This window comes from Flavobacteriales bacterium, assembly GCA_016716605.1.
Lineage (GTDB): Bacteria > Bacteroidota > Bacteroidia > Flavobacteriales_F > PHOS-HE28 > PHOS-HE28.
Genome location: JADJWA010000001.1, coordinates 1,837,716 through 1,862,308 on the forward strand (window position 1 = coordinate 1,837,716; position 24,593 = coordinate 1,862,308).

Below are 24,593 nucleotides of genomic sequence, written 5' to 3' on the forward strand. Positions count from 1 at the left end.
CGCGGGAGGGTTCCACGAACGGCCACGCACCTATCAGGCCTGTGCTGCAGGCCCGCCGAAATTCATGGGGATCTCGGGCATCTCGGTATCCCGGATGGGGCCATGCACCTGCTCGAACTTGCCGATGTTATCAGCGAGGGCGCGCATAAGGCGCTTGGCGTGCTGAGGCGTGAGCAGGATGCGCGCGCGCACCTTCGCCTTGGGCACACCGGGCATCACGCGGACGAAATCGAGCACGAACTCCGAGTTGCTGTGGGTGATGATGGCGAGGTTGCTGTACACGCCATCGGCCACCTCTTCGCTGATCTCGATGTTGAGCTGGTTGGGGCGCGGGGGGTCTTTCTGGTCAGCCATGATTCTCCATTGAGGGGGCAACAAGGTCAAAGCGGCGAGCGGCAAGTCCAGGACTCGCCGCTCGCTGATTCGCTACTTGCGTGCTCCAGGGTTACTCATCGATCTCCTGCTCCTCGAGGCGCTCGGAAACCAAGCGCTGGTACTCATCCTTATTGGCCACGAAGGTGCCTTGGTATGCGCGTGCACCGGTGCCGGCAGGGATCAAGTGCCCTACGATCACATTCTCCTTCAGGCCCTTCAAGTGGTCCTCCTTGGCGTTCACGGCCGCCTCGTTCAGCACCTTGGTGGTCTCCTGGAAGGAGGCGGCGCTGATGAAGCTGTCGGTCTGCAGTGATGCGCGGGTGATGCCTTGCAGCATGGTGCGCGCCGTTGCGGGTTTGGCGGCGCGGGCCTCCACGGGCTTGGCGTCGCGGCGCTTCAGGGCGCTGTTCTCATCGCGCAGCTTCCGCATGCTCACCATCTGCCCTTCCTTCATGTTGGAGCTGTCGCCCGCATCGGTGACCACCATCTTGTCGTAGATGGAATCGTTCTCCTCCATGAAGTCGATCTTGTTCACGCTTTGGCGCTCGAGGAAGCGGGTATCGCCGGGATCCTCGATCTCGACCTTGCGCATCATCTGGCGCACGATCACCTCGAAGTGCTTGTCGTTGATCTTCACCCCCTGCATGCGGTACACGTCCTGCACCTCGTCTACCAAGTACTCCTGCACCCGGGTGGGGCCTTGGATGTCGAGGATATCCCCGGGGCTGATGGAACCATCGCTCAAGGGCTGGCCAGCCTTCACGAAATCGTTCTCCTGCACCAGGATGTGCTTGCTTAGCGGCACCATGTAGGTCTTGCGCTCGCCGGTGCGGCTCTCCACGTAGATCTCGCGGTTGCCGCGCTTGATCTTCCCGTAGGAGATGATGCCGTCCACCTCGCTCACGATCGCCGGGTTGCTGGGGTTACGTGCCTCGAAGAGCTCGGTGACGCGCGGCAGGCCGCCGGTGATGTCACCGCCCTTGCCGCTGGTGCGCGGGATCTTCACGAGCACATCGCCCGCTTCGATCTTCTGACCCTCCTTCACGATGATGTGCGCGCCCACGGGGAGGCTGTAGCTCTTGAGCTCCTCCTTCGACTTGCCATCCATGATCCGGATCGTCGGGTTCTTCCGCTTGTCGCGGCTCTCGATGATCACCTTCTCGGCGAATCCGGTCTGCTCATCGATCTCCTCACGGAAGGTGGCGTTCTCCTCGATGCTCTCGAAGGCCAGCGTACCGGCCAGTTCGGAGATGATTACCGCATTGTAAGGATCCCAGGTGCAGATCAGGTCGTTCTTCTTGATCGCCTTGCCGCCTTTGGCGTAGAGGAAGGCCCCATAGGGCATATTGCTCGTGGTGAGCACGATGCCGGTGTTGGCGTCCACGATCCGCATCTCGGTGCTGCGGCTGATCACCACTTCGGCGTCCTCGCCCTTGCGGTCCTTTTTCTTCACGGTGCGCAGCTCATCGAGCTCGAGGATGCCGTCGTACTTCGCGCGGATCTCGCTCTGCTCCGTGATCTTGCCGGCCACACCGCCGACGTGGAAGGTACGCAGGGTGAGCTGCGTGCCGGGCTCGCCGATGGATTGGGCGGCGATCACACCGACCGCTTCGCCCAACTGCACGTTTCGTCCGGTGGCCAGGTTGCGGCCATAGCACTTGGCGCAAACGCCTTGCTTCTGCTCGCAGGTCAGCACGCTGCGGATCTCCACTTCTTCGATCGGGCTCTTTCCGATGGCCGCCGCGATGTCCTCGTTGATGAGCTCGCCGCTGTGCACGATGAGGTCACCGGTCTGGGGGTGGTACACATCGTGCACCGCCACCCGGCCCAGGATGCGATCCGAAAGGCTCTCCACCACTTCCTCGTTCTTCACCAGGGCAGTGGCCACCAGGCCGCGCAAGGTGCCGCAGTCATCGTTGGTGATCACCACGTCCTGAGCCACATCCACCAATCGGCGGGTGAGATAGCCTGCGTCGGCTGTCTTGAGCGCGGTATCCGCGAGGCCTTTCCGTGCACCGTGTGTGGAAATGAAGTACTCGAGGATTGAGAGGCCCTCCTTGAAGTTCGAGAGAATCGGGTTCTCGATGATGTCCTGCCCGCCGCCGCCACCGCTCTTCTGGGGCTTGGCCATGAGGCCGCGCATGCCGCTGAGCTGGCGGATTTGCTCCTTGGAGCCGCGGGCGCCGGAGTCCATCATCATGTAGATGGAGTTGAAGCCCTGCTTGTCGCTCTTGATGCGCTCCATCAACGAGAAGGTCACCTTCGAGTTGGTATGCGTCCAGATGTCGATGGTCTGGTTGTACCGCTCGTTGTTGGTGATGAGGCCCATCTCGTAGTTATTGGTCACCTCGTCCACTTCGGCTTGGGCGGCCTTCACCACCTTTTCCTTGTTGTCTGGAACCACCACATCGTCGAGGTTGAAGCTGAGGCCGCCGCGGAAGGCGCTCATGAAGCCAAGGTCCTTGATATCGTCGAGGAATTGGGCGGCACGCGCCACGCCGGTCTCCTTCATGACCAAGCCGATGATGTCGCGCAGGGCCTTCTTGGTGAGCACGTCGTTGATGAATCCGCACTCGTCCGGCACCACTTCATTGAAGAGCGTGCGGCCGCATGTGGTCTCGATCATCTCGGCCTTGCCCGTCTTGGGGTTGTGCCAGCGCAGCTTGAGCCAGGTGTGCAGGTCGAGGCGGCCTTCGTTGTAGGCGATGATCACTTCCTCGGGGCTGTAGAAGGTCATGCCTTCGCCCTTCATGGCGCGTTCGCTATCGCTCTTGCGGCCCTTGGTGATGTAGTAAAGGCCGAGCACCATGTCCTGGCTGGGCACCGCGATGGGGGCGCCGTTGGCCGGGTTCAGGATGTTATGGCTGGCGAGCATGAGCAGCTGCGCCTCAAGGATGGCCGAATTGCCCAAGGGCACGTGAACAGCCATCTGGTCGCCGTCGAAGTCGGCGTTGAAGGCGGTGCAGACCAGCGGGTGCAGCTGGATGGCCTTGCCTTCGATCAGCTTGGGCTGGAAAGCCTGGATGCCGAGGCGGTGCAGGGTCGGTGCGCGGTTGAGCAGCACGGGGTGGCCCTTGAGCACGTTCTCCAGGATGTCCCACACCACGGGCTCCTTCTTGTCCACGATCTTCTTCGCGCTCTTCACGGTCTTCACGATCCCCCGCTCGATGAGCTTGCGGATGATGAAGGGCTTGAAGAGCTCAGCGGCCATGTCCTTGGGCAGGCCGCACTCGTGCAGCTTGAGCTCAGGGCCGACCACGATCACGGAGCGCGCGCTGTAGTCCACGCGCTTACCGAGCAGGTTCTGGCGGAAGCGGCCCTGCTTGCCCTTGAGCGAATCGCTCAGTGACTTCAGCGGGCGGTTGCTCTCGCTCTTCACGGCGCTGCTCTTGCGGCTGTTGTCGAAGAGGCTGTCGATGGCCTCCTGAAGCATGCGCTTCTCGTTTCGCAGGATCACTTCGGGCGCCTTGATCTCCACCAATCGCTTCAAGCGGTTGTTGCGGATGATCACACGGCGGTAGAGGTCATTCAGGTCAGACGTGGCGAAGCGGCCGCCGTCCAAGGGCACCAATGGGCGCAGTTCGGGCGGGATCACCGGCACCACCTTCACGATCATCCATTCCGGATGGTTCGGGCGGCGCGTGTTGGCATCGCGGAAGGCCTCCACCACGTTGAGGCGCTTGAGGGCTTCATTCTTGCGCTGCTGGCTGGTCTCGGTGTTGGCCTTGTGGCGCAGGTCGTAGCTGAGGCTGTCGAGGTCAAGGCGCTTGAGCAGGTCGTGCAGGGCCTCGGCGCCCATCTTGGCGATGAACTTGTTCGGGTCGTTCTCGTCGAGGTATTGGTTGTCCTTGCCGAGCTGGTCCACGATGTCGAGGTACTCTTCCTCGGTGAGGAAGTCGAGGTACTGCACCGCGTTGCCTTCCTTGTTCACGGCTTTGCCGGCGCTGATCACCACGTACCGCTCGTAGTAGATGATCTGATCGAGCTTCTTGGTGGGGAGGCCCAGCAGGTAGCCGATCTTGTTGGGCAGGCTGCGGAAGTACCAGATGTGGGCCACGGGGACCACCAGCTGGATATGGCCCATGCGCTCCCGGCGCACTTTCTTCTCAGTCACCTCCACGCCGCAGCGGTCGCACACGATGCCTTTGTACCGGATGCGCTTGTACTTGCCGCAGTGGCACTCGAAATCCTTGACAGGGCCGAAGATGCGCTCGCAGAAAAGACCGTCGCGCTCGGGCTTGTAGGTCCGGTAGTTGATGGTCTCTGGCTTGATCACCTCGCCGTGGCTGCGCTCGAGGATCTGCTCGGGACTGGCCAGGTTGACGACGATCTTGCTGAAGTTGCTATTGAGCTTGACGTCCTTCTTCATGTGCTCGCTGGGTGCTTTCGTTCGTTCGGACAAGGACAACAACTGGATCACTCAAGGGACACGTTCAGGGCCAGGCCACGGAGCTCGTGGAGCAGCACATTGAACGATTCGGGGATGCCTGGCGTCGGGAGCGGTTCACCCTTCACGATGGCTTCGTAGGCCTTGGCGCGGCCCATCACATCATCGCTCTTCACGGTGAGGATCTCCTGCAGGATGTTGGCGGCGCCGAACGCCTCGAGCGCCCACACCTCCATCTCGCCGAAGCGCTGTCCGCCGAACTGGGCCTTGCCGCCCAACGGTTGCTGGGTGATCAGGCTGTATGGTCCGATGGAGCGCGCGTGCATCTTGTCATCGACCATGTGGGCCAGCTTGATCATGTAGATCACACCCACGGTGGCCGGCTGATCGAAGCGCATGCCGGTTCCGCCATCGTACAGGTAAGCCTTGCCGCTGCGGGGGATGCCGGCCTCGTCCGTCTCGGCGTTGATCTCGTCGATGGTGGCGCCATCGAAGATGGGGGTGGCGTACTTGCGGCCCAGCTTCTTGCCGGCCCAACCCAGCACGGTCTCATAGATCTGGCCCAGGTTCATGCGGCTGGGCACGCCCAGCGGGTTCAGCACGATATCCACCGGCGTGCCGTCCTCGAGGAAGGGCATATCGGCATCGCGCACGATCTTGGCCACGATGCCCTTGTTACCGTGGCGGCCAGCCATCTTGTCTCCCACGGTGAGCTTGCGCTTCGAGGCCACGTACACCTTGGCCAGCTTGACGATGCCAGCGGGCAGCTCGTCGCCGATGCTCACGGTGAATTTCTTGCGCTTGTAGGCGCCGCTGATGTCGCTGTGGCGGATCGTGTAGTTGTGTATCAGCTGGCGCACGAGCTCGCTCTTGCGCTTGTCGGCCACCCAGTCGGTGGGATCCACGGTGATGAAGTCGATGGCCGCGAGCACCTTGGGCCCGTACTTGGTGCCCTTCTTCACCTGTTCTTCCTTGTACTTGTTGAAGACGCCATTGCTGTTCTCGTTGCCGATCAGCAGCATGAGTTTCTCCACCAGCAGGTTCTTGAGCGCTCCGAGCTCCTTCTCTTCGTCCTTGTCGATCTGCTCCAGGATGCCCTTCTCGTTGCCCTTGGTCTTCTTGTCCTTCACCGCGCGGCTGAAGAGGCGCTTGTCGATCACGATGCCTTTGGCGCCGGGAGGCGATTTCATGCTGGCGTCTTTCACGTCGCCGGCCTTGTCGCCAAAGATGGCGCGCAGCAGCTTCTCCTCCGGGCTCGGGTCGGTCTCGCCCTTGGGGGTGATCTTGCCGATGAGGATGTCCCCTTCCTTGATCTCGGCGCCGATCCGGATCAGGCCGTTCTCGTCAAGGTCCTTGGTGGCTTCCTCCGAGACGTTCGGGATATCGCTGGTGAGCTCCTCCAGGCCGCGTTTGGTGTCGCGGACCTCCATGATGTATTCATCGATATGGATGGAGGTGAAGATGTCCTGTGAGGCCACGCGCTCGCTGATCACGATGGCGTCCTCGAAGTTGTAGCCCTTCCAGGGCATGAAGGCCACTTGCAGGTTGCGGCCGATGGCCAGTTCGCCGTCCTGGGTGCCATAGCCTTCGCAGAGGGGCTGGCCCTTGCTCACCTTCTCGCCCTTGCGCACGGTGGGGCGCAGGTTCATGCAGGTGCTCTGGTTGGTCTTGCGGAACTTGGTGAGGCGGTACTCTTTCTCATCACCATCGAAGCTCACGATGCGGTCCTCATCGCTCCGCTTGTACTCCACCACGATCTTGTCGCTGTCCACGGATTTGACGGTGCCTTCGCCCTCGGCGGTGATCAGCACGCGGCTGTCGCGGGCCACGAGCTCTTCGAGTCCGGTGCCCACGATGGGGGCCTCGGGAAGCAGCAGGGGCACGGCCTGGCGCATCATGTTCGAACCCATCAGCGCGCGGTTGGCGTCGTTGTGCTCGAGGAAGGGGATCAGCGATGCGGCGATGGAGGCAATCTGGTTCGGGCCCACGTCCATCAGGTGCAGCTCCTTGGGCTCCACCACGGGGAAGTCGCCCATGAGGCGGGCCTTCACACGCTTGCCCTCGAACTCGCCCTTGTCGTTGATTACCGCATTCGCCTGGGCGATCATGAGGTTGTCCTCCTCTTCGGCGCTCAGGTAGGTCACATCGCCCTTCATATCAACCTTGCCCTCGGTCACCTTGCGATAGGGCGTTTCGATGAAGCCGAGGTTGTTGATCTTACTGTACACGCAAAGGGAGCTGATCAGGCCGATGTTCGGTCCTTCCGGCGTCTCGATGGTGCAGAGCCGGCCGTAGTGCGTGTAATGCACGTCGCGGACCTCGAAACCGGCGCGTTCGCGGCTGAGGCCACCAGGCCCGAGGGCGCTCATCCGGCGCTTGTGGGTGATCTCGCTGAGCGGGTTGGTCTGGTCCATGAACTGGCTCAGCTGGTTCGTCCCGAAGAACGAATTGATCACGGAGCTCAGGGTCTTGGCATTGATCAGGTCGGTGGGCGTGAACACCTCGTTGTCGCGCACGTTCATGCGCTCGCGGATGGTGCGGGCCATACGGGCCAGGCCCACGCCGAACTGGCTGTGGAGCTGCTCGCCCACGGTGCGCACGCGGCGGTTGCTCAGGTGGTCGATGTCGTCCACATCGGCCTTGGAATTCACCAGCTCGATCAGGTACTTGATGATGAAGATGATGTCCTCCTTGGTGAGCACGCGCACGCTGAGTTCGCTCTGCAGGCCCAGCTTCTTGTTGATGCGGTAACGGCCAACCTCGCCGAGGTCGTAGCGCTGCTCGCTGAAGAATAGCTTGTCGATCACGCCGCGGGCGGTCTCCAGGTCGGGCGGCTCGGCGTTGCGCAGCTGGCGGTAGATCACCTCCACGGCCTCCTTCTCGGAGTTGGAGGTGTCCTTCTGAAGCGTGTTGTAGATGAGCGCGTAGTCGGCCGCGTTGATGCCCTGCTTGTGCAGGATCACGGTCTTGGCGCCGCTCTCCACGATCTGGTCCACATGGAACTCCTCAATCACGGTCTCGCGGTCGATCAGCACCTCGTTACGCTCGATGCTCACCACCTCGCCGGTATCCTCATCAACGAAATCCTCGACCCAGCTCTTCAGCACACGGGCTGCGAGCTTGCGGCCCACGGCCTCCTTGATGGCCGCCTTGGTCACTTTGATCTCATCGGCCAAGCCGAAGATCTCCAGGATCTGCTTGTCGCTCTCGAAGCCGATCGCGCGCAGCAAGGTGGTCACCGGCAGTTTCTTCTTCCGGTCGATATAGGCGTACATGACGCCGTTGATGTCGGTGGCGAATTCGATCCAGCTGCCTTTGAATGGGATCACCCGGGCGCTGTACAGCTTGGTGCCGTTGGCATGGCGGCTCTGGCCGAAGAACACGCCAGGGCTGCGGTGCAATTGCGAGACGACCACTCGCTCGGCTCCGTTCACCACGAAGCTGCCGCGCGGAGTCATGTAGGGGATCTGCCCCAGGTACACGTCCTGCACGATGGTCTCGAAGTCCTCGTGCTCAGGATCCGTGCAATAGAGCTTCAGCTTGGCCTTGAGGGGCACGCTGTAGGTGAGGCCTCGCTCGATGCACTCATCGATGGCGTAGCGGGGGGGGTCGATGAAATAGTCGAGGAACTCCAGCACGAACTGGTTGCGCGTGTCCGTGATGGGGAAATTCTCATTGAAGACCTTGAAGAGGCCTTCGGTCTCCCGATGCTCGGGGAGGGTATCGATCTGGAAGAACTCCTCGAAGCTCTTGAGCTGGATCTCCAGGAAATCCGGGTAGTCGATGCCGAATTTGCTGGAACCGAAGTCGATGCGCTTGCCTTTCTTGGTGGTCTTCGCCTGGGCCATGGGGATGAACGGGGGGATGAACGCGAGTTCGATTCAGTGATCCTTTGTGACTGGCCCGAAGCGCCGGATCGGTTCGCTGCGGGCGGCGGCCTGCCAATCGGCAGGCCGTGATAGAGCCGCGATTACGGCGTAGCGGGGAAGGCCCGGTTCCGGGCCTTCCCGCGCCGCCGCTCTGCGGATGCGATGGTGGTCCTACTTGACCTCAACCTCAGCGCCGGCTTCCGTGAGTTGCTGCTTCAGGCCCTCAGCGTCAGTCTTGCTGACGCCTTCCTTCAGCGGCTTCGGTGCGCCGTCCACCAGGTCCTTTGCCTCCTTGAGTCCGAGGCCGGTGAGCTCCTTCACGAGCTTCACCACGGCGAGCTTGTTGGCGCCGCCGCTCTTAAGGATCACGTCGAAGCTGGTCTTCTCTTCGGCTGCGGCTCCGCCACCGCCAGCGGCGGGGCCTGCGGCCACGGCTACGGCAGCGGCTGCCGGTTCGATCTTGTACTCGTCCTTCAGGTAGTTGGCGAGTTCGCTCACCTCTTTCACGGTGAGGTTGACGAGCTGGTCGCCAAGTGCTTTGATATCTGCCATTGTTCGGGGTTGTTGCGGTTAGTTCGTGGAAGCGGACTGTGCGTAACGCGTTTGTCGGGGCGGCCCGCTGGCCGACCTCGGTATCTCTTATGCCTGGGCACGGGTTTCGAGCGCCTTCACCAGCCCCGCGATCTTCTGGCCACCGCCGCCTTGCAGGCCGCCGATGACGTTCTTGATCGGGCTCTGGAGCAGCGCGATGATGTCGCCGATGAGTTCTTCCTTGCCTTTCAGACTGGCGAGCATGGCGATCTGGTCATCTCCGATGAAGACGGCCTCATCGATCCATGCGCTCTTGATCTGGGGCCTTGGCACCACATCCTTGGGGACGGGGTGCTTCTTGCGGAAGTCCTGGATGAGTTTCGCAGGGGCATTGCCCTTATCTGCGAACATCACGGCGGTCTGCCCGGCAAGCGTTGGGAAGAGGGCGCTGTAGTCCTTGTCTTCGATGCGCTCCATCGCCTTCTGCAGCAGGGTGTTCTTCACCACGCGCATGCGGATGCCCTGCTTGTTGCAGGCGCGGCGCAGCTGGCTGGTGGCCTCGGCGTTCATCGCGCTGGCGTCAGTGAGGTAGAGCACGTTGGTGGCCTTGATCTCGCTCACGAGCTCGATGATGGCCTCGTCTTTCTGGATGCGGGTTGCCATGGTCGTATTTGGATTAGGCCACTTGGACGGTTCGTGTATCGACCTTCACGCCAGGGCTCATGGTACTGCTCACGGTGATGCTCCTGATATAGGCGCCCTTGGCGGTGCTGGGCTTCAGCTTCACCAGGGTGTTCAGCAGCTCGTGCGCGTTCTCGCTGAGCTTGCTGGCATCGAAGCTGGCCTTGCCGATGACCGCATGGATGATTCCGGCCTTGTCCACCTTGAAATCGATCTTGCCTGCCTTCACCTCTTTCACGGCCTTGGCTACATCCATGGTCACGGTGCCGGTCTTGGGGTTGGGCATCAGGCCACGGGGACCGAGTACACGGCCCAGTGCGCCCACCTTGGCCATTACGGCGGGGGTGCAGATGATCACATCCACGTTGGTCCAGCCGCCCTTGATCTTCTCTACATAGTCATCGAGTCCGGCCATGTCGGCGCCCGCTGCGAGCGCTTCTTCGCATTTGGCGGGATCGGCCAGCACCAGCACGTTCACTGTGCGGCCGGTGCCGTGGGGCAGGCTCACGGTTCCTCGCACCATTTCGGTGCTCTTCTTGGGGTCCACGCCGAGCCGCACCGCGATATCCACGGTGGCGTCGAACTTGGTGGTGCTCACTTGCTTGAGGATCTGCGTGGCCTCGGGGAGGCTGTAGATCTTGGAGGCGTCGAACTTGGCCAACGCCGCCTTGCGCTTCTTGCTGATGTTGCTCATGGCGTCGGGGCTTAGAAGGGCTTCTCGCCGGTTACGGTGACGCCCATGCTGCGGGCCGTGCCAGCTACCATGCTCATGGCGCTGTCGATCGTAAAGCAGTTCAGGTCGGGCATCTTGTCCTGCGCGATGGCCCGCACCTGGTCCCAGGTGATGCTGCCCACCTTCTTGCTGTGCGGAACGCCGCTGCCGCCGGGGATCTTGGCGGCCTCTATGATCTGCACTGCAGCAGGCGGGGTCTTGATGATGAAGTCGAACGACTTATCGGCGTATACCGTGATCACCACGGGCAGCACTTTGCCGGCCTTGCTCTGCGTCTCGGCATTGAAGCGCTTGCAGAACTCCATGATGTTCACGCCCTTCGCGCCCAATGCCGGGCCGATGGGGGGGGAGGGGTTGGCCGCTCCGCCCTTCACTTGCAGCTTGATCAGCGCTGCGATTTCCTTTGCCATTGTTCTTGGTTTGTGTCCTGATTAGCGCCTTCTTCTCGGTCGGCTCGGACGGGTTTGCTTGCTATCTGTTCCCTCGGTTCGCGTCGGTCTATGGTTGTAGCATACTACGAACCTATACCTCCTTTTCCACTTGCATGAAGCTCAGTTCCAGCGGGGTCTTCCTGCCGAAGATCTTCACCATCACCTTCAGCTTCTTCTTGTCCTCGTTGATCTCCTCCACCACGCCATTGAAGCCGTTGAATGGGCCGTCGATGACCTTCACGCCCTCGCCGATACGGTAAGGATTCATGCTGGTGGCCTCAGCATCGGCCAGTTCGTCCACGGTGCCCAGGATCCGGTTCACTTCGGCTTGGCGCAGCGGCAAAGGGTCGCCGCCCTTCTCGGCTCCGAGGAAGCCGATCACGTTGGGCAGGTTCTTGATGCTGTGGGCGATCTCGCCGGTGAGGTCGGCTTCCATGAGCACGTAGCCCGGGAAGAAATTGCGTTCCTTGCTCACCTTCTTGCCGTCGCGGATCTGATAGAACTTCTCCATGGGGATAAGCACCTGCGCGATGCGGTCCTTCATGCCCTTTGTGCGCGATACTTCCATGTCGATGAGCTCCTTCACCTTCTTCTCCTTGCCGGAGATGGCGCGCACCACATACCACTTCTTGGTTGAGACCTCTGCCATGGCCTTTAGGATGCGAGGAATTTGTAGATGAAGCCCAGCATGCCCTTCCAGAATCCGGTGTCCTGCGCTCCCATGTTCTGCGCGCCGAAGGCGTAGTCCATGACGAAAATGATGAGCGAGAGGATGAGCGCCGAAACGAGCACCACGATGGCGCTGCCCTGCAGCTCCTTCCAAGTGGGCCAGCTCACCTTGTTCATGAGCTCGTTATAGCTCTCGCTCAGGTATGTCTTGAAGCTTGCCATCGTTCTCGGTTCGGGGTGGCTTGGCACGGGTGGCAGGAATCGAACCCGCAGCCTAAGGTTTTGGAGACCTTCGCTCTACCAATTGAGCTACACCCGTGTGTCTTTGTTGCTCGTTCATTTCGGCGGCGAAGGCCGGCCCGGTTGCCCGAGCCGGCCTTTCCGCCTGTGCGTTGCTGGTTACTTGATGATCTCGGTCACCTGGCCGGCGCCCACGGTGCGGCCACCCTCGCGGATGGCGAATCGCAGGCCCTTGTCCATGGCGATCGGCACGATCAGCTTCACGGTGATGCTCACGTTGTCGCCGGGCATGATCATCTCGCGGCCGGCCTCCATGGTGATCTCGCCGGTCACATCCGTGGTGCGGAAGTAGAACTGCGGGCGATACTTGTTGTGGAAGGGGGTGTGGCGGCCGCCTTCCTCTTTCTTGAGCACGTAGATCTCCGCCTTGAACTCCGTGTGCGGGGTGATGCTGCCAGGGGCGGCGATCACCATGCCGCGGCGGATGTCGTTCTTCTCGATGCCGCGCAGCAGCAGGCCGCAGTTGTCGCCTGCTTCGCCGCGATCGAGCAGCTTGCGGAACATCTCGACGCCGGTGCAGGTGCTGGTCATCTTCTGCTCCTGCATGCCGATGATCTCCACGTTGTCGCCCACCTTCACCACGCCAGCCTCGATACGGCCAGTGGCCACCGTTCCGCGGCCGGTGATCGAGAACACGTCCTCCACGCTCATGAGGAAGGGCTTCTCGGTCTCGCGCGGGGGCACGGGAATCCAGCTGTCCACGGCGTCCATCAGGGCCATCACGGTATCCACCCACTTGGGTTCGCCGTTAAGGCCGCCCAGCGCGCTGCCGCGGATCACCGGGGTGTTGGTGCCGTCGTACTGGTAGAAGGTGAGCAGCTCGCGGATCTCCATTTCCACGAGGTCGAGCAGCTCGGGGTCGTCCACCATGTCCACCTTGTTCATGAAAACCACGATCCTGGGCACGCCCACCTGACGTCCGAGCAGGATGTGCTCGCGGGTCTGGGGCATGGGGCCGTCAGTAGCGGCCACCACCAGGATGGCGCCGTCCATCTGCGCGGCACCGGTCACCATGTTCTTCACATAGTCAGCGTGGCCGGGGCAATCCACGTGGGCGTAGTGCCGGTTGGCAGTCTGGTACTCCACGTGCGCGGTGTTGATGGTGATGCCGCGCTCCTTCTCCTCGGGTGCGTTGTCGATGGAATCGAAGCTGCGCACCTCGCTTAGGCCCTTGGAGGCCAGCACGGTGGTGATCGCTGCGGTAAGGGTGGTCTTACCGTGGTCAACGTGGCCGATGGTGCCGATGTTGACGTGGGGCTTGTCCCGTTTGAAAGTCTCCTTTGCCATGGTCGTTCGGTCTTGTGGTGTTCGTGATCAGTTCGGTCCTTACGTTCTGCTGTACCGGCCGCCCTCTTGCGAGGGGTTTTGTGATGCTGCTCTGCTGTTCGCTGCTGGAGCCTTTGACGGGAATTGAACCCGTGACCTCTTCCTTACCAAGGAAGTGCTCTACCCCTGAGCTACAAAGGCCTGACTTCCTTGTCCGTGGTGGAGCGGGAGACGAGATTCGAACCCGCGACATTCAGCTTGGAAGGCTGATGCTCTACCAACTGAGCTACTCCCGCATGCGCCTTCTTCAGATTGGGGTTCGCTCCATTCGGCGCCTGGAAGCGACGCCTAAGGCTCCGTGTGAAGTGGTGGGGAGAGCAGGATTCGAACCTACGAAGCTGTGAAGCAGCAGATTTACAGTCTGCCCCCGTTGGCCACTTGGGTATCTCCCCTGTTCGGCATCACGGAGCCAATGGACGGATTCGAACCCCCGACCTGCTGATTACAAATCAGCTGCTCTACCAGCTGAGCTACATTGGCCTGTACAACAAGGAAAAGAACGGTTCCTACCCGCCTCAGAGCCGATAGGCTCCGATTTGGGCGGGCAAATGTAGAAAAGAACCGTTCGCTCCCAAACGATTCCGACGCTTTTGGCACGGGCCATGATGCGCCGCGCGCCTAGGGTCCCCATCGGGCCGCTGTCAGGCACGGTCGCGTGAGCGCATGATCTGGCTGCGCAGGGCCTCGGAGGCGTCGGTGGCGGCCTCCTCGAACGAGCGGCCCTGGCGCTTGGCGAACAGGTCGTTGCCCGGGACCGCAAGGCGGATCTCCACCACTTTGTTCTCGCGCTCCTCGCCATCGTGGTCCAAGCGGAGGAACACGTCGGCCGAATGGATGCCGTCGGTGAACTGGGTGAGCTTCAGGAGCTTCTCGCGGATGAAGTCGATGAGCTTGACGTCAGCGTCGAAATGGATGGATTGCACGTTGAGCTTCATTATGCCTGCTTCGGTTTGCGGTTCGCGGCCCGCCGCCCTCCACGCGGATGCGCCTGGGCGTGGGCCTTTTTGAGTTTCTCTGCGGTGTTGTGGGTATAAACCTGCGTGGCCGCCAAGCTGGCATGCCCCAGGATCTCCTTCACGGCGTTGAGGTCGGCGCCTCGGTTGAGCATATGCGTGGCAAAGGTGTGGCGGAGCACGTGCGGGCTGCGCTTGCCCTGGGTGGTCACTTCGCCGAGCCTGCGCTTAACCAAGCGCTGCACCCCGCTGCGCGAAAAGGGCTTGCCGTCGGGCTGCAGCAGCAATGGCGTTCCCATTGGGCCGCTCGGTTGCACGGCCCGGTGCTTGACCAAGCGCGCCGCAAGGGCCTCTGGGATCGGTACGATGCGCACCTTGCTGCGCTTGCCCAGGAGCCGCAGCGTGCATGCTCCGGGATCGAAGTCATGGTCCGTCAGGTTCAGCAGTTCTGCGAGTCGCATGCCCGTGCAATAGAACAAATCGAGCACCAGGTCTTCGGCTGCGCGCTTCGGATCATCCGAAGCCTCGGTGCGGAACGCTTCAGCCATGCTGTACTCCGCGATGAACTCGGGCAGGCGTTTGGGCTGTTTGGGCGCATCGATCAGGTCCGTGGGGTCGGTGGCCACGGCGCCCACCTCACGCGCGAAACGGAAAAAGCCCCGCACCGCGCTCAGCCGCCGGCCCATCGTCCGCGCCGATTCGCCGGCCTCGATGCGTTGCATCACCCAATAGCGCAGTTGCTGGTCGTCCGCATGCTCCAAGGCTTGGGTGCCGCTCTCGCGCAAATAGGCTCCGAGCGCCTCCAGGTCCGAGCGGTAAGCGGCAACCGTATGAGGGCTCGCCCTTCGTTCATGGGCGAGGTGCTCGAGGTATCGATCGATCAGCATGGGCGCACGCGAAAGGTAAGCGCTCGAAAAGGCGAAGGCGGGAGCACCGCAGCACTCCCGCCTTCGAAAGGTGAAGCAGGATACTATTCCTGCTCGGTCTGAATCTTCAGCTTGTACGCAGCGCGGATGATCTCCTTGCGACGCGCAACGGACGGCTTGGTGAAGCTCTGGCGCTTGCGCAGCTTGCGCATAGTGCCGGTGCGCTCGAACTTCTTCTTGAACTTCTTGAGCGCCTTGTCGATGCTCTCGCCTTCCTTGACCGGGATGATCAGCATGGTCGTGGTCCGTTTTCCGATTGGGGCGGCAAATATAGACGCGCCCACCAAAGTCGCAAGCGGTCCATATCAACCACCGAGAAGCGCTTCCAGCTTAGCCTCCAAAGCCTCGGACCGAAGCCCCTTCTCGATCACCATGCCCTCCCGGTCCACCAGCACGGTGTATGGAATGCCGCTCACGCCATACTCCTGCGCTGCCGCGTTATTCCAGAATTGCAGGTCGCTGATGTGCTTCCAAGGTAGGCCATCGGCCTTGATGGCCTCAACCCAGGCCGTATGGTCCTTGTCGAGGGAGACGCCGAGGATCTCAAAGCCTTTCTTATGGAAGCGTTCATACACGCGCTTCACGTTGGGGTTCTCGATCCGGCACGGCCGGCACCAGCTGGCCCAGAAATCGATCAGCACCACCTTCCCGCGCAGTTGGCTCAGGGCGAAGGTGCCGCCCTCGGGTGTATTCTGCTGGATCTCCGGGGCCGGGCTCCCAATGGGTAGCAGGTTGGCCAGGCGCTTCATCTCTTCCTCCTGCGCCTTGACCATGATCATCTCCTGCTCATAGCGATCAACCTGCTCCCGGAAGCTCTTGAAATACCCGCTCTGGGGCATGGTCTTGCGCAGCTCATCGCGCACCTCCTTGAAGAGCTCGAATTCCTGCTGCATGTTCAGCCGGCCCAGCACGCTGATAGCTAGCGGTGATCCCTTGTTCTCGCGCACGAACTGCAGGCAGCGCTCGTAGTAGGCGGCGTTCGATGCGTTGAGCTCATCGAGGTTGGCCGTGTTCGAGGGGTCCTGCGCCAAGGCTGCGCGCAAGCCGGCCACCTTGGCCTCATAGCCTTGCGATTCGGCCTGGAAGCGCCGCATGGCTTCGGTGTGCTTCGATCCGCTCAGGCCGCGCGGCGCAGAGAACAAGCCGCCTTGCGCATCGATGCTCAATTCCTCGGCGCTGTCGAGCACCACGATCAATTGCTCATTGCCCACGGTGATGCGGTAGAAGTCGAGCGGCAGCTGTGGAACCACCAGTGTCCCCTTACCATCGCTGTCAAGCCTCACCGAGTCCACGTGGTACGGGCGGCTGTTCTCGAAGCGGTCGAAATAGGCCATCTGGTTGCCGGCGCCTTCCACGCTCAGGGAGATGCGGCGGCCGTCGCCGCTCCTTTCGGTGCAACCTGCAAGGACGGATGCCGCGGCTGCGGCGATCAAGGTGCGGTTCATCTTCATTCGTTTTCCTGTTCGAGCAGTTGGCGCACCACTTCATTGGCGCGCTTGGGATCGGCTTTGCCTTTGGTGCCCTTCATCACTTCGCCCATGAAGAGGCCCAGCAGCCCTTTTTGACCGCTGCGGTAAGCGGCTACCTTCTCCGGGTATTTGGCCATCACCTCACGCGTGAGCCCAGCGATCACATCATCCTTCGAATCCTGCACCAGGTCGTGCTTCGTGGCCAGATCCTCCGCCGAACTGCCTGCATCCTCGATCATCAGCGGGAAGAGCTTCTGGCTGGCTATGGAGTGGCTCACCTTGCCGGAGTCGATCAGTGCGATGAGGCCAGCGAGCCGTTCTGCGTTGATAGGGAATTGCGCGATGTCGAGGCCGCGCTCGTTCACCCAGCCGCGCACATCGCCCATCACCCAGTTGGCGGCACCTTTGAAATTGCCCGTGCGCGCGATCACCGCTTCGTAGTAGAGCGCGGTGCCCTTGTCGTCGGTGAGGATCCCCGCATCGTAGTCGCTCAATCCGAGCTTCGTCGTGTACTTCTCGCGCAGCTCGCGCGGCAGGGGCGGCATGGCCGCGCGGAGGGCCTCCTTCATGCCCTCGCTCACGGTGATGGGTTGCAGGTCGGGTTCCGGGAAGTACCGGTAATCGTGCGCGAGCTCTTTGCTGCGCATGCCGATGGTGATGCCTTTGGGGGCATCGAAGGTGCGCGTCTCCATGTGGATCACGCCGCCCGCCTCTAGCACCTCGCTCTGGCGCTGCGCTTCGTATTCGATGGCGCGCATCACGTTGCGGAAGCTGTTCATGTTCTTCACCTCGCAACGCGTTCCGAGTTCCTCCTGGCCGATCGGTCGCAGGCTGATGTTCGCATCGCAGCGCAGGCTGCCCTCTTCCATGTTGCCATCGCAGATGTCGAGGTAGCGCACTAAGCGGCGGATCTCGGTGAGATAGTCGTACGCCTCTTGGCCGCTGCGGATGTCGGGCTCGCTCACGATCTCGATCAGCGGCACGCCCGCACGGTTCAGATCGACCAGCGTGTTGAAGGGATCCACGTCGTGGATGCTCTTGCCGGCATCCTCCTCCATGTGGATGCGCGTGATGCCGATTCGCTTCTCGCCGCCTTCAAAGGGAATGAGGACATGCCCCTTCGTGCAGATCGGTGTTTGGTCCTGCGTGATCTGGTAGCCCTTGGGCAGATCCGGGTAGAAGTAATTCTTGCGCGCGTAGTGCATCCACGGCGCGATGGTGCAATGCGTGGCCAGGCCCATGCGCACGGCTAGCTCCACCACCTTCTTGTTGGCCACGGGCAGGGTGCCGGGGTGGCCCAGGGTCACCACGCTCACGTTGGTGTTCGGGTGGTCTCCGTAGGCGTTGGGGTCGCTGCTGTAAGCCTTGCTCTCGGTGATGAGCTGTGCATGCACCTCCAGGCCCACCACCAGGTCGTACTTCTCGCTCCAATGGCGCGCGCCTGTTCGGGTAACCGCTTCCTTCTTCGTGCTCATCTCAGCAGCTGGCGATCAATTCCTTCATGATGTGCGTGAGCTTCGGCTCAGCAGCTTCTGCCACGCGCTGCACCATCTCGTGCGTGGTCTTCTCGATGCGCCCCTTCACGCCCATGTCGGTGATCACGCTCATGGCGAAGCAGGGGATGCCCATTTGCCGCGCGGCGATCACCTCGGGCACCGTGCTCATGCCCACGGCATCGCCGCCGATCACGCGCACATAGTGGTACTCGGCGGGCGTCTCCAGCGTCGGACCGGTCAAGCCCACGTAGCAGCCTTCCTGGACCTTGATCGAAGCAAGGGCCGCGATCCCCTTCGCCTTGGCGATCATGGCGTGGTCGTACGGCTCGCTCATGTCCGGGAATCGCGGGCCGAGATCATCGGCGTGCTTGCCGATGAGCGGGTTCGGGAACAGGCAGATGTGATCGTTCAGGATCATCAGGTCGCCCACCTCGAAGGCCGGATTCACCCCGCCGCACGCGTTGCTCACGAAGAGGCGCTGGATCCCGAGGAACTTGAAGGCGCGAACGGGCAGGATCACTTCGTCCATCGACCAGCCTTCGTAGAAATGGAAGCGTCCCTGCATGGCCACCACGGCCTTGCCTCCAAGGTGGCCGAAGAGCAATCGCCCGGGATGGCCCTGCACCGTGCTCACCGGAAACTCAGGGATCTCGGTGTACGGGATCGCGAACTTCACTTCGATTTCCTTGCCCAGTCCGCTGAGGCCGGTGCCGAGTATGATGCCCGTTTCGGGTACGAAGCCATTCGTGGCCTTCTTCAGGTGATCAGCGATGCGCTTGATGCGGTCCAGCATGGCGGCGGATGAGTTCGGCGAATCGTTCCGGTTCATTCAAGAGGACGGCCCGCATGCCGATGGTCGCCAGTGGAAGGCCTTCGAGCGGAGTGCCTTTCAGCGAACCCAGCCGGGCGGCGTCCTTTTCCGTGGTGACCAGCGATTTCGGGCCGGGCGCGAAAGTAGCGTAGCGCTGCGCGATGCGTTCCAGGTCCGCGCGTGTGAAAGCATGGTGGTCCGGGAACGCCAAATGCTCCACCGTGGCGGTCTTGCGGAGATGGTCGAGCAGCGGTTGCGGATCGGCGATGCCGGTGAAGAGGAGGCAGGAGGCAGGGGCAGTCGGCAACGGGCCGGGGTCATGTGTAGAGGCCTTGCCTATTGCTCCTGCCTTCTGGGCCTGACGCACTGCTTCGGACGGCTCGGGCTCGTCGTATTCTATTCCCGCAAAGAACAGCTCCTGTCCATCGCTCAGCTGCAAGCGCTCGCGCCACCGCTTGCGCTCTTGCACCGAGGGCAAGGCAGGGCACTTCGTCACCACCACCACTTGGGCGGATTTGCGGCGCGAAGGCAGATCACGCAATCGTCCAGCCGGCAACAGCGCATCATCGCACCATGGTCGCTGGCAAGTGGTGAGCAGGATATTGAGGCCGGCATCCAAACGGCGGTGCTGCAAGGCATCGTCGAGCACCACGGCTTGCACCTGGGGCGCATCGCGCTGGATGCGTTGAATGGCCGCCAATCGGTCCGCGCCCACGTACACGCGTGCTTCAGGGAACTTGCGCTTCACCTGCACTGGCTCATCGCCGCTGCGCTCGGCGGCATCCGTGGCCTGCACCTCATGGATGTCGCTGCCATCGCGGCCGTAGCCGCGGCTCAGCGTGGCAATGGGCATAGTGCCATGCAGCACGCGCAGCAAGAGTTCGAGCATCGGCGTTTTGCCCGTACCGCCCAAGGCCAGGTTGCCGATGGCGATGGTGGGAACCGCTGGCCGGATGGAGTTCAGCAAGCCGGCATCATAGAGGGCATGGCGCACCCTGAGCGCGGCGCCGTACAGCCAGGCCAAAGGAGCGAGCACGATGCGTGGAATGGCCATGGTTACCTTGCCGCGAACCCGCGCGAAATGCGCGAAGCGTCAAAGATGAAGATCAAGGACATCATCGCCCCGCTCGAAGCTTGGTCGCCCCGATCGCTTCAAGAGGACTACGACAACAGCGGGCTGCAGGTGGGCGACCCCGAGGCGGAGGTCGATTCGTCGCTCGTCTGCCTCGATTGCACCGAGGCCGTTGTAGAGGAAGCCGTGGCCAAGGGCTGCGGCCTCATCATCAGCCACCACCCGGTGATCTTCCGCGGGCTGAAGAGCCTCTCCGGCAAAGGCCATGTGGAACGGACGGTGCTTGCGGCCATCAAGCACGGCATCGCTCTCTACGCCATCCATACGAACTTGGACAATGTGATCGACGGCGTGAACGGCGAGATCGCCGAGCGACTCGGCCTGAAGCCCGTGCGCACCCTCTCCCCGAAGCCGAGCCAGCTGCGCAAGCTGGTGGTCTTCGCGCCCTTGGAGCATGCCGAGGCCGTGCGCAACGCCGTTTTCGAGGCTGGAGGCGGGCATATCGGCAACTACGACGAGTGCAGCTTCACCGCCGGCGGCATGGGCACCTTCCGGCCCGGGCCCGGGACCAACCCCTTCTCAGGCACGCATGGCGTGCGCAGCAGCGATGCCGAATTCCGGCTCGAGTTCATCTATCATGCCCCGCGCGAACAGGCCATCCTTGGTGCCATGGTGGCCGCGCACCCTTATGAAGAGGTGGCCTACGATCTCTATCCGATCTTGAACGCCCACGCTGGCATCGGCAGTGGCCTCTTGGGTGAATGGGAGGCGCCCATGACCGAGACCACCTTCCTGGCCAAGCTGAAGCAGGTATTCGGCCTGCAGGCCATCCGGCACACCCGATTGCTCGGCGGGCCTATCCGCCGGGTGGCCCTTTGCGGGGGCTCAGGGGCATTCCTTATTGACGCCGCCAAGGCCGCTGGTGCAGATGCCTACCTCACCGGCGACGTGAAGTACCACGAGTTCTTCGAATCCGATGGGAAGCTGCTATTAGCCGACATCGGGCATTACGGCAGCGAGCAATTCACCATGCACCTGATCCAACGCCGGTTAGGGGAACATTTCCCTACATTTGCCGTCCGTTTGACGGAAACCGTCACGGACCCCATACATCATTATTGACATGGCGAAGAGCGACGTGAAGGCCCCGGCAAAGGAGAAGGAGGCCAAGAAAGCCCCTGTGCTCGGCAAGGCCGAACTCACCATTGCCGAGAAGCTCGTGGAACTGTACCGTTTGCAGACCATCGACTCTCAGGTGGATCGGATCAAGACCCAGCGCGGCGAACTGCCGCTTGAGGTGCAGGATCTGGAGGATGAGGTGACAGGCCTGGAGACGCGCCTGAAGAAGCTGCAGGACGAGCTCATGGAGATTGAGAACCAAGTGGCCGAGAAGCAGAACCAGATCAAGGACGCCAAGTCGCAGATCAAGAAGTACGAGGGCCAGCAAGCCAAGGTGCGCAACAACCGAGAGTACGACTCGCTCACCAAGGAGATCGAGTTCCAGAACCTGGAGATCCAGTTGGCCGAGAAGCGCATCAAGGAATTCAAGGCGCAGATCGATGCCAAGAAAGGCGTGGTGGATGAGAGCAAGGCCAAGCACGACGAGCGCCGCAAGGATCTTGAGGTGAAGAAGAAGGAGCTGGACGAGATCATCGCCGAGACGGAGAAGGAGGAGAAGGAGCTCGCCAAGAAGAGCGCCGCTGCCAGCAAGAACATCGAGGAGCGCCTATTGAGCGCCTACCACCGGGTGCGGAGCAATACCCGCAACGGACTAGCCGTGGTGCCTATCGAGCGCGGCAGCTGCGGTGGCTGCTTCAACGCCATCCCGCCCCAGCGACACCTCGACATCGGCAGCCACAAGAAGGTGATTGTATGCGAGCATTGCGGCCGCATCCTCGTTGATGAGTACGTGGTGGACCGCGTGAACGGCGCCGAGTAAGCCGTTTACGACCGAATCGAGACGAAGGCCCGCCAAGGGCCTTCGTTGTTCAGGGCCGGAGGCCGATCGTTACCATCGCACCGAATCGCCCGCGATCGATCACCACTGCATCCACCAGTTCGGGGTCGTACGCATGATAGCGCACGCCCTGCACGGCGTAGTTCGCGCTGAAATCGAGGGTCACGTGCTGGCCACGGTACCCGATGCCGGCTGCGTAGTTGCGTTGCCCTTGTCCGCGAAGGATGTCGCCTGCGCGATAAGGATCGGATACGAAGCCCCAGCCAGCGCGGCCGTACCAATTGGAGAAGCGCCATTCCGTGCCCACGCGCACGCTGTGCTGCGGCACGAATCGGCTGCGGATAGCAAGGTTCTCTGACTCGAAGTCATAGGGATCCTCGAGGGTGGCCGAGCGGCGGTACCGCATGTTCGCGGCATCGGCATACTCGTAATCGATGCTCACCAGGCCATTCGCTCCGGCTACGTATGCGGCACTCACCACAGCGCGCCAAGGTGCGGTGAGCCGGTATGCGAAACTACCGTCTGGCGATTCGGCCTCCTGATCGAAATCGCCCCGTGCCCCCACGCTGGCGTAACCAGCCCGCATAGTGGTGGTGTAGGCATCATTGAGCGAGAGCCATTGCGGACCGTGGAACGCGGCACCGGCACGCAGCCGCTCGGTCACGCGGAACAGCGCACCGATGGAGAGTTCCACTCCGCTGGCCCGCGTGATCAATCGCTCTTGGAATTCGACTTGCTCGATCTCGTTGTTCGGTTCGAGGCTGTATTCCGTGTGCGTCAGCGTGCGCCGGTAGCGGTGCCCGATGATGTTCATGGATGCCCCGAGATAGATGCGGTCATCGAAGTTGGCGGCGTAGAAGAAGCCTGTGCGCGTGGTGGCCCCGCTCGACTCGATCAGATCCCGCTGCCGGGTGAAGCCATCGGCAGGGACCCCGCTGAAATAGTTGAGCGTGTCGCCCGGGACGGTGTCGATGGCGAAGAGGTCCCACGCCAGCGCGGCGCCGAATGGGAAGGCGTCGTAGATCGCATACGAAGGCGTTCCGTTGGCTTGGTTCACGAACTGGGTGAGCATGGTGCCGGGCACGCGCTCCGCCAGTGCATCGGTGCGCACGTGGTGGGTGGCGATGCGGTCATACACCACGCCGTAGGTGCCGCCCTTGAACCAGCCCTGCTCCTTGGGCGTGCCGCGCATCACGAAGGCCAGGTTTGGGATGCTCACTCGGGCATCCGTGGCGTTGGTGGTGCTACCATAATGCAGGCTCCGATCGTTGACCACGCCCAACCCCAGGCTTAACGAGAGGCTGGTGCTGCGATAAAGCGCAAACCCGGCCGGATTGATGCTTATCGAGACCGGGTCGGCACCCACCGCGCCGAACGCATTGCCCAGCGCATTGCTCCGCGCGGTGCCACCGGGGTGTTGAGCTGCCGTTCGCAGCGCATCCTCTTCACTTTGCGCCGAAACCAAGCTCGGGACCAGCGTCAGGGCCTGCAGTGTGATCGCGGCCCAAGGGCGAGCGTGCCGCTTCATCGCGAGCGGTGCCGTGAGGGTGATGATCCGCCTCCATCGCGCGAGGGCGCGGGAGCACCGCGTTCCATGGGCGGGTCGACGGTACGCATCGGCTGGCGCTCACGAGAAGGCGCAGTGGCCGGACGGCGCTCAATCGCACGATCGATCGGCCGAGGCTCGCGCGGCTGGCCAGGTGTCGTTACAGGTGACACGGGCCGAAGCACAGGTTTTCCCGGTTCGGCGAAGCCCCGGTTCGGCTCGTTGCGCAAAGGCCGCGGCGCAAGGCTCACCGGGTTGCGGGTCATGCGCGGGCCCAAATTTCCAGTGCCTGCGCTGCTCGAACGGTTGGCGGGAGAGCGATGGCCCACGTAGGTGCCGTTACCACTGCCAATCACGATTGGCACATAACAGGTGCGGCACGGTCCGTACGGGCCCCAATAAGAGCCGTACCCGTAGTAGTTCCATCCGTTATAGCCCCAGCCGGAATAGCCGCTCATGTCCCAGCCCCATCCGTTCATGCTGTTGCCCCAGCCGTTCTGGTAGCCCCAGGGATCGTTCCAACCCCAAGGCTGGTTCCAGGAGTTCCAGCCCCATGGTTGGTTCCACGGGTCATTCATGCCCCAGCCGGCATTCCCCCAGCCATTGTTCCAACCTCCGTTGCCCCAGCCCATGCCCATGCCCCAGCCCGGTCCGTTCCATCCGTTCTGCCAGCCCATTCCGAATCCGAATCGCCCGTAGTTGTAGAAATGCGGATCGTTGTATGCCATATCGTAGTAGCCGCGCTGGGCACCCGATTCGCGTGATGCGGCCGGGTCGTAGTAATCGTCGTTCGTTTCGCTCTCCGCAGGAGCCTGGTGGGCCTGTTGTTCCTCAACGGGCCTGACCGGTGCCGCCTTGGCCTGCGAGGGCATGTAGTACACGTCGTCGTCGAACTGCACCAAGGGTTGCGTTGCGCCGCACGACCCAAGGATCAATGCAAGCGCGAACAGGATCGGATGGATGCTTCGTGTGGCCATGGTTCCCTGGAGGTTGGTGAGACCGACTGCCCGGTGCGCCGAAGTTGTGATACGTACTTTCGGCGCGTCCGGTAGGAACAAAAA

The 24,593-nt window shown here is 62.0% G+C and carries 21 protein-coding genes and 5 tRNA genes; 2 read left to right on the top strand and 24 right to left on the bottom strand.

What is annotated here, in order from left to right:
* Positions 1-33 precede the first annotated feature (33 nt).
* From IPM12_07335 to lpxK, 22 genes are all read right to left on the bottom strand, one after another.
* Positions 34-354, bottom strand: coding sequence for a DUF3467 domain-containing protein (locus IPM12_07335; GenBank protein ID MBK9147617.1), 321 nt, complete (start codon positions 352-354; stop codon positions 34-36).
* Positions 355-445: 91 nt separating this feature from the next.
* On the bottom strand, positions 446-4,744 hold the full coding sequence (gene rpoC, locus IPM12_07340; protein MBK9147618.1) for a DNA-directed RNA polymerase subunit beta': 4,299 nt from the start codon (positions 4,742-4,744) through the stop codon (positions 446-448).
* Positions 4,745-4,791: 47 nt separating this feature from the next.
* Entirely contained in the window at positions 4,792-8,610 is a 3,819-nt protein-coding gene (rpoB, locus tag IPM12_07345; GenBank protein MBK9147619.1) for a DNA-directed RNA polymerase subunit beta, read from the bottom strand.
* Between the two features lie 192 nt (positions 8,611-8,802).
* Positions 8,803-9,183, bottom strand: a complete 381-nt coding sequence (gene rplL, locus IPM12_07350; GenBank protein MBK9147620.1) for a 50S ribosomal protein L7/L12 — start codon at positions 9,181-9,183, stop codon at positions 8,803-8,805.
* Between the two features lie 87 nt (positions 9,184-9,270).
* Positions 9,271-9,825 (bottom strand): 50S ribosomal protein L10, encoded by a 555-nt coding sequence (locus IPM12_07355; protein ID MBK9147621.1) that lies wholly within the window; start codon positions 9,823-9,825, stop codon positions 9,271-9,273.
* 13 nt (positions 9,826-9,838) lie between these two features.
* Positions 9,839-10,537: a 50S ribosomal protein L1 gene (locus IPM12_07360; GenBank protein ID MBK9147622.1), complete on the bottom strand. Its 699-nt coding sequence runs from the start codon at positions 10,535-10,537 to the stop codon at positions 9,839-9,841.
* Between the two features lie 11 nt (positions 10,538-10,548).
* Positions 10,549-10,986, bottom strand: coding sequence for a 50S ribosomal protein L11 (gene rplK / locus IPM12_07365; GenBank protein MBK9147623.1), 438 nt, complete (start codon positions 10,984-10,986; stop codon positions 10,549-10,551).
* A 112-nt stretch (positions 10,987-11,098) separates the two neighbouring features.
* Positions 11,099-11,656 carry a transcription termination/antitermination factor NusG gene (nusG, locus tag IPM12_07370; GenBank protein ID MBK9147624.1) on the bottom strand — a complete coding sequence of 186 codons (558 nt, stop codon included), beginning with the start codon at positions 11,654-11,656 and terminating at the stop codon, positions 11,099-11,101.
* Between the two features lie 5 nt (positions 11,657-11,661).
* Positions 11,662-11,898: a preprotein translocase subunit SecE gene (gene secE / locus IPM12_07375; GenBank protein ID MBK9147625.1), complete on the bottom strand. Its 237-nt coding sequence runs from the start codon at positions 11,896-11,898 to the stop codon at positions 11,662-11,664.
* A gap of 21 nt (positions 11,899-11,919) precedes the next feature.
* Positions 11,920-11,995, bottom strand: a tRNA-Trp gene (locus IPM12_07380).
* A gap of 80 nt (positions 11,996-12,075) precedes the next feature.
* Positions 12,076-13,263: an elongation factor Tu gene (gene tuf, locus IPM12_07385; GenBank protein ID MBK9147626.1), complete on the bottom strand. Its 1,188-nt coding sequence runs from the start codon at positions 13,261-13,263 to the stop codon at positions 12,076-12,078.
* Positions 13,264-13,368: 105 nt separating this feature from the next.
* Positions 13,369-13,443, bottom strand: a tRNA-Thr gene (locus tag IPM12_07390).
* Positions 13,444-13,462: 19 nt separating this feature from the next.
* Positions 13,463-13,538, bottom strand: a tRNA-Gly gene (locus tag IPM12_07395).
* Between the two features lie 70 nt (positions 13,539-13,608).
* A tRNA-Tyr gene (locus IPM12_07400) sits at positions 13,609-13,694 on the bottom strand.
* Between the two features lie 15 nt (positions 13,695-13,709).
* Positions 13,710-13,782 (bottom strand) — tRNA-Thr (locus IPM12_07405).
* Positions 13,783-13,943: 161 nt separating this feature from the next.
* A complete protein-coding gene (locus tag IPM12_07410; GenBank protein MBK9147627.1) occupies positions 13,944-14,237 on the bottom strand; it encodes a ribosome-associated translation inhibitor RaiA in 294 nt (97 codons plus the stop codon).
* Positions 14,237-15,142 (bottom strand): tyrosine-type recombinase/integrase, encoded by a 906-nt coding sequence (locus tag IPM12_07415; protein MBK9147628.1) that lies wholly within the window; start codon positions 15,140-15,142, stop codon positions 14,237-14,239. The genes IPM12_07410 and IPM12_07415 overlap by 1 nt, the downstream gene beginning before the upstream one ends.
* 83 nt (positions 15,143-15,225) lie before the next feature.
* On the bottom strand, positions 15,226-15,417 hold the full coding sequence (locus IPM12_07420) for a 30S ribosomal protein S21 (GenBank protein MBK9147629.1): 192 nt from the start codon (positions 15,415-15,417) through the stop codon (positions 15,226-15,228).
* A 69-nt stretch (positions 15,418-15,486) separates the two neighbouring features.
* Positions 15,487-16,275, bottom strand: a complete 789-nt coding sequence (locus tag IPM12_07425; GenBank protein MBK9147630.1) for a TlpA family protein disulfide reductase — start codon at positions 16,273-16,275, stop codon at positions 15,487-15,489.
* Between the two features lie 353 nt (positions 16,276-16,628).
* On the bottom strand, positions 16,629-18,125 hold the full coding sequence (gene gatB / locus IPM12_07430) for an Asp-tRNA(Asn)/Glu-tRNA(Gln) amidotransferase subunit GatB (protein MBK9147631.1): 1,497 nt from the start codon (positions 18,123-18,125) through the stop codon (positions 16,629-16,631).
* Between the two features lies 1 nt (position 18,126).
* Positions 18,127-18,939: a purine-nucleoside phosphorylase gene (locus tag IPM12_07435; GenBank protein MBK9147632.1), complete on the bottom strand. Its 813-nt coding sequence runs from the start codon at positions 18,937-18,939 to the stop codon at positions 18,127-18,129.
* Positions 18,911-20,011, bottom strand: coding sequence for a tetraacyldisaccharide 4'-kinase (gene lpxK, locus IPM12_07440; GenBank protein MBK9147633.1), 1,101 nt, complete (start codon positions 20,009-20,011; stop codon positions 18,911-18,913). The genes IPM12_07435 and lpxK overlap by 29 nt, the downstream gene beginning before the upstream one ends.
* 45 nt (positions 20,012-20,056) lie before the next feature.
* Here lpxK and IPM12_07445 point away from each other — a divergent pair, with 45 nt between their 5' ends.
* Together IPM12_07445 and IPM12_07450 are read left to right on the top strand one after the other, a co-directional pair.
* Entirely contained in the window at positions 20,057-21,151 is a 1,095-nt protein-coding gene (locus tag IPM12_07445) for a Nif3-like dinuclear metal center hexameric protein (protein MBK9147634.1), read from the top strand.
* 1 nt (position 21,152) lies between these two features.
* Complete coding sequence (locus tag IPM12_07450) at positions 21,153-21,968, top strand: hypothetical protein (GenBank protein MBK9147635.1); 816 nt, start codon at positions 21,153-21,155, stop codon at positions 21,966-21,968.
* 49 nt (positions 21,969-22,017) lie between these two features.
* Here IPM12_07450 and IPM12_07455 read toward each other — a convergent pair whose 3' ends face one another.
* Together IPM12_07455 and IPM12_07460 are read right to left on the bottom strand one after the other, a co-directional pair.
* Positions 22,018-23,514, bottom strand: coding sequence for a hypothetical protein (locus tag IPM12_07455; GenBank protein MBK9147636.1), 1,497 nt, complete (start codon positions 23,512-23,514; stop codon positions 22,018-22,020).
* Positions 23,511-24,509, bottom strand: coding sequence for a hypothetical protein (locus tag IPM12_07460; GenBank protein ID MBK9147637.1), 999 nt, complete (start codon positions 24,507-24,509; stop codon positions 23,511-23,513). The genes IPM12_07455 and IPM12_07460 overlap by 4 nt, the downstream gene beginning before the upstream one ends.
* Positions 24,510-24,593 lie beyond the last annotated feature (84 nt).